The 5,214-nt window shown below is 65.3% G+C and carries 4 protein-coding genes and 1 pseudogene; 1 reads left to right on the top strand and 4 read right to left on the bottom strand.

Going from position 1 to position 5,214, the window contains the following annotated elements; all coding sequences use genetic code 11:
- The 3 genes and pseudogenes from VGS97_RS21540 to VGS97_RS21530 form a co-directional block, all read right to left on the bottom strand.
- Positions 1 to 519, bottom strand: a pseudogene (locus VGS97_RS21540) (hypothetical protein); the annotation flags it as partial.
- A 720-nt stretch (positions 520 to 1,239) separates the two neighbouring features.
- On the bottom strand, positions 1,240 to 1,431 hold the full coding sequence (locus VGS97_RS21535; RefSeq protein WP_326855423.1) for a hypothetical protein: 192 nt from the start codon (positions 1,429 to 1,431) through the stop codon (positions 1,240 to 1,242).
- On the bottom strand, positions 1,432 to 1,893 hold the full coding sequence (locus VGS97_RS21530; protein WP_326855422.1) for a hypothetical protein: 462 nt from the start codon (positions 1,891 to 1,893) through the stop codon (positions 1,432 to 1,434).
- 943 nt (positions 1,894 to 2,836) lie between these two features.
- On the opposite strand from VGS97_RS21530, the gene VGS97_RS21525 reads away from it, so the two are divergent.
- Positions 2,837 to 4,297, top strand: coding sequence for an MFS transporter (locus tag VGS97_RS21525; RefSeq protein ID WP_326855421.1), 1,461 nt, complete (start codon positions 2,837 to 2,839; stop codon positions 4,295 to 4,297).
- 616 nt (positions 4,298 to 4,913) lie between these two features.
- On the opposite strand, the gene VGS97_RS21520 is transcribed toward VGS97_RS21525, so the two are convergent.
- Positions 4,914 to 5,214: alkyl sulfatase dimerization domain-containing protein (locus VGS97_RS21520; protein ID WP_326855420.1), on the bottom strand; the 301-nt coding region annotated here is incomplete at its 5' end.

Raw genomic sequence — 5,214 nt, 5'->3', positions numbered from 1 at the left:
GCCGTTCTGGTTGACCTTGGTGAAGTTCGCGGCGGGCAGACCCGCGGCGGACCGGTAGGCGGCCAGGTCGCTGGCGGCCGACGGGTAGTCGAAGGCGTCGACGAGGGCGACGGTGCGTCCGGAGCCGTTCGAGGCCGAGGCCGAGGTGAGGGCGTAGGCCGACTGCAACTGCGAGGGGCCGTAGCCGACGCCGGCCGGGATGGCGTTCGGCGAGGTGCTCGCCGCCATCGGCTTGACGCCGGAGCGCTTGAGCGCGAAGCAGGACTCGTGTCCGACCACGATCACGGCCGGGCAGGCGCGGGAGGAGCGGCTGTTCGCGGCGGACAGCGCGGGCTGCGAGGCGTGGGCCGAGCCCGTCGCCTCCGAGGCGATCAGCTGTGACATGGCGTTCGGCGCTGCGGTGTTCGATGACGACGAGGCGGCAGCAGCCGTCGTCACCGCGCTGAGAGTCAGCGCACTGCCCAAGGCGAGCGCCGTGGCCAGGCGAGCCGACGTCCGCAGTCGATCTCTGAGTTCCACTCGGGTTGTCCCTCTCGGTGAGTGCCGCCGGCATCGGGTCTGGCCGACGGCATGGGTGGGTGGCCGGGCATTCCGGCGGCGCGGGATCACCGCGGCGCGGGTGGACCGGCCGTGATTGAGAGTTGTGGGGGGATATCTGGCGGCCCGGACAGAACGGGTGCGCGTGCATGCATGCGCCTGCATGCCTGCACACGTGCGTGCGTGTCGAACGTTGAGCTTGTCGCTTGCGGTGGGTAGTCCCGCTCCAGCCGTGCCTATTAGTCGATACATGGGTATACATCACTACACATTGCTATAGACCTTCACGCACTCCGAGAGCCTGAAGGGAATCTGAAGGAGTCTGACCATTCAGTCACCCGGTGTACGTGCCGGAACGTAGCGCCACACCCGGAGTCGGTCAATGCAGAGCGCTGTTACGGATCATCAAACTTCATCAAAGCCCCGCAGCCCAGGTAGCCGCCCACCGTCACCGCGAACACAAAAGCCCAGGCCAAGCGCCACCCGCCCGAGCCCTCCACTGGGCGCACCGTCAGCCCCTTGAAACACAAACCCACTGATTACGACTTGGCAACGATCTGCCCCTGTACTACGCAGCGTCGTACACAGGAAGATGCCTCATCTTGTCCATACCCCACAAAGCGGCCCCCTGCGGACATCGCGCATGATGCCTAATCGTCACGCCACATTACGTCACGCCACGCCACATCACATCACATCGCGTCACGCGCTGCTCGGCCGCTGCACATCCTGGACCCAGTAGATCTGCTTGTGGCCGCGCGCCTCGAACTCGGCGCGCGCCTTCTCCGCAGCGTCACGATCTGGAAAATAGGCGACGACGTACCGATTCCCGTTGTCATCCTGACGCATCAGGCAGCACTCGCCGCTCTCACCTGGGCCCAGAACGGAGCTCATCTAAGCCTGGTCTGTCAGGGCGGTGGCGAACAAGGCCTCTACGTCGTTCATCTGGCGTCTGGCGAGCATCAGTCCCTCCTCTGCCACCACCACGAACGTCGTGAGGAGCAGGGCCCACGTTGCGAACATGCGCGGACCGTAGCAGGACATGTCGTGGTTGCCCACGGCGGCCACCGCCGCTGCCGATCCGACGATACCGATAATGATTGCGCAGAAGGCGTAGAGCACGAGATATCTGCGCGGCGGGGTGAGCAGCCCAAGGATCCGACGAAGCGAGGGCCGTCCCAGTCCCCTCGCCTTGACCATGAGCGTCATGACGCCAGCCGCCACAGGCAGCCAGGACCCAAGTATCAGCGGCACATCCCAGTGCTGGTTGAGCAGGATGTCATGACTGGCAATCATGATCGTGAGATTGCCCAATGCCAATACCAACAGCAGAACGCGGTATCCAAGACGGATCACACAATTTGGTATCCGACTCGCCCCCTTCATATTCCCGCACCCCAACGATGCGCCAGGAGTTGCGGGCCGGGGCCTACCACCTGAAGCAGAGTGCCATCACCAGCATGTCGCCAGGGATGGTGTTGAGGTACTCGTCGACCAAGGTGTAGTAGAGCTGGAGTACTCGCCGGTCAAAGCACTGATCGCCCATCAAGCAGCCAGAGCCGGCGCCCGACTGCCACAGGGTGTCGATCCACCGGCCTTCGGCAGTTCGGCAGCGATGAACACATCTGTCGGCTGCGGTGTGGGTAGGCGTCGAACACCGCAGACCCCGCACCCTGTCTCATGTCGCGCGAACAGCATGCTGATCACCGGCTTGAGTCCCTGGCTGTCGTGCTCGTTACCACGTGAGACGGTGACCGCGACTGGTAGTCCGCACCGGTCGGACAGGACATCCATCTTGGAACCGAGCTTCCCCCGGTCCAGGGGCTAGGACCGGTCTGGCCTCCCCCTTTTTCGCCCGCACGTGCGCGGAGTCCAGCACAGTCGCGGATACCGCCTCACCCGAGGCGAACTGCTTACTACCACCACCCTGCGGGCGCACCGAGACCGCTGGCAGCACCGGCCGCGCGGTCTCCCAAAGCCCCCCAGCGCAATCCACGACCACTGAGACCCTCTCATGCCCCTGACAACGCCAGACACACCATCTGGGGCACGGTCTAAGCCTGTCTAATCAGGCTGATTTAGGCGATCGTTTTCGCTGTACACTGATTTGCGCGTCGGGCCGCGAGGGACGATCCCGACCCCGAGATCTATGGGGGTTTTTCAACAGGTGCGGTGGCGGGCGCCAGACTGATGGCGCCCGCCACCGAGCGCTCGCACAGCACAATGCTCGGTAGTCCTGAATTATCGTCAACTGATACCAATTCTGTTATCAACAAATGACTAATATTGGACGGGGTTCATGGCTTCTATCGACGAAAAGGCTGCAACGAGGCCGCCGCTTGCTGCTGCGATCTTGGTCACGTCCATCCCGTTGTTCATGGCGACACTGGACAACCTCGTCGTCGTCTTTGCGCTGCCGGTGATCAAGGTGCGTCTGGGCGGGTCGGCCGAGTCGATGCAGTGGGTCGTCAACGCCTACACGCTCGCGTACGCCGGGATGCTGCTGACCGCGGCCGCGCTGGGCGACCGGTTGGGCCGACGCCGGCTGTTCGCGCTGGGGATCCTCGTGTTCACTGCGGCGTCCGCGACCTCCGCTCTCGCACCCAACACGGCGATGCTGATCACGTCCAGGGTCGTGCAGGGCCTGGGCGCAGCGGCGATCATGCCGCTCTCGCTCACGTTGCTGGCCTCGGCCGTGAAGCCGAGCCTGCGCCCTTTGGCGATCGGGATCTGGGGCGCCGTCAACGGTATCGGCATCGCGTTGGGGCCGTTGGTGAGCGGTGCCGTGGTCAATGGGCTGTCCTGGCAGTGGATCTTCTGGTTGAACGTGCCGCTCGGCATGCTGGTGCTGCCGTTCATGTGGCGGACGCTGCGTGAGTCTCACGGCCCGGACAAGGCGCTCGACCCGCTCGGCCTGGTGCTCGTCAGCGGGGGCGTGTTCGCGATGCTGTGGGCGATCATCCACAGTGACTCGCGCGGCTGGAGTTCCGCGCAGACGCTGGTCCCGCTGATCGGCGGGAGCGCACTGGTGGGCGTGTTCCTGGCGTGGCAGGCTCGGGCTCGCACACCGCTGATGCCGCTGCGGCTGTTTCGCAACCGCTCGTTCTCGGCGATCAACTTCAGCACGATCGCTTTCTCCTTCGGCCTGTTCGGCTCGGTGTTCCTGCTCTCCCAGTTCTTCCAGGTGGTCGACCACTACTCACCGCTGGAGTCAGGAGTGGACACGATGCCGTGGACGATGGTTCCGATGATCACCGCTCCGCTGTCCAGCGTGCTGATGGGCAAGCTAGGACCGCGGGTGATCGTCAGCAGCGGCCTGGCGTTGCTGGCGGGCGGGCTGGCCTGGGTCGCGCTCACGATCGGCACGAGCGTGCCCTACTCCACCCTCGTCCCTCCCTTCGTCATAGCCGGCGCCGGGCTGGGCATGGTGCTGGCCCCGACAGCCATCGTCGTGATTATGGGCGTGCCGGACGCGGACCACGGCAAGGCCTCCGGGGTCAACAACACGCTGCGAGAGATGGGCACGGCCCTGGGCATCGCCGTCCTTTCCGCGGTGTTCGCCGCGCAGGGCAGCTACGCCTCCGGCGAGAGCTTCGTGGACGGCCTGCGGCCCGCACTGTGGGTCGGCGCAGCCGTCGTCGGATTCGGCGCGCTGTGGGCGCTGGCGCTGCCCGGGGCCCGCACGGCAAGCCAGCACCTGGCCGATGAAGCCGCCGCCCTAGCCGCGGAGGAGCCGGTCCTCGATTCATCGGTGCGTTAGGCGTGTTCGAGCAGTTCATCGCCTCATCAATGTTAATGATCGAATGCTCCGCTCTGCGGAGGCCATACCGCCTCGCCACGACGCACCGCAAGCGTGCGATGGAACACAAGCCCCTCATGGAGCGATCGAACTAAATGAGTTAAACTAAAACATTGACCTCGATTCGTCGGGTTTAGCTGTTTCCTGATTCACCTCACCCTCTGCCCGTTATGTCCTTCTGGATGGCGGGAAGGCCGTCGTGTGTCGCCGCGGGCTGCGCCGGTTTCGACGGCACACGACCGGGTCGGGCTTGGTGTCCGTTTCGTGCTCATTGGGGCATGTTTCGGCTGAGAGCCCGATTCCCCCGCGTCGAACCGGAGTGGATGAGAATGCGTCGGATCACCCTGCTCGCGGCGGCCGTGATAGCAATGGCTGCGGCCCTTGGCATCGCTGCGGCCGGCCCCATCCTGCAGCCCGGCCCCGTCGTCATCATCGATCGCTGATCTGCACGCCCGACAGGCACGTGGACGCATCCCGTGTCAATCCGGGCACTTCGTTTCGTGCTCCCTCCCGCAAGCGGGATCGCGAGAGGGAGCACGAATATCAGGCGCCTCACGCCGCCGTGCCTGCTGGCGCGCTAGTCCGAGAGCATGGCGAACATTTCGCGGCCTTCGGCTGCTGCTCGTGATTCTGTGGCGGCCCAGGTGAACATGCCCTTGGCCATGGTCGAGGTCTCCTGTGCGGCGCGGTGGTTGTAGACCTCGGCGCGTACGCGGGCCGTCTCGCGGTCCTGCGGTGCTGCTTGCACGGCCCATTCGGCCAGGTGTGCGGCCAGGCGTGGGTTGCCCTCGGCCAGCAGGGCCTGTGCCCGCGCGGCCAGGACGTGCGCGCCGCCGGCCAGCTGGGCGAGTTCGGCCGCGATCTCCACCTCGGGGGCG

Origin of the sequence: Actinocrinis sp., assembly GCF_035946395.1 — a bacterium.
In the GTDB taxonomy this organism is placed as follows: domain Bacteria; phylum Actinomycetota; class Actinomycetes; order Streptomycetales; family Catenulisporaceae; genus Actinocrinis.
Note: the sequence above shows the minus strand (reverse complement) of the source record. Positions and strands in the feature narration are given on the sequence as shown.

Coding starts and splice junctions, on each gene's coding strand:
- VGS97_RS21535 (WP_326855423.1), bottom strand. CDS start 1,431: ATGAGCTCCGTTCTGGGCCCAGGTGAGAGCGGCGAGTGCTGCCTGATG.
- VGS97_RS21525 (WP_326855421.1), top strand. CDS start 2,837: ATGGCTTCTATCGACGAAAAGGCTGCAACGAGGCCGCCGCTTGCTGCT.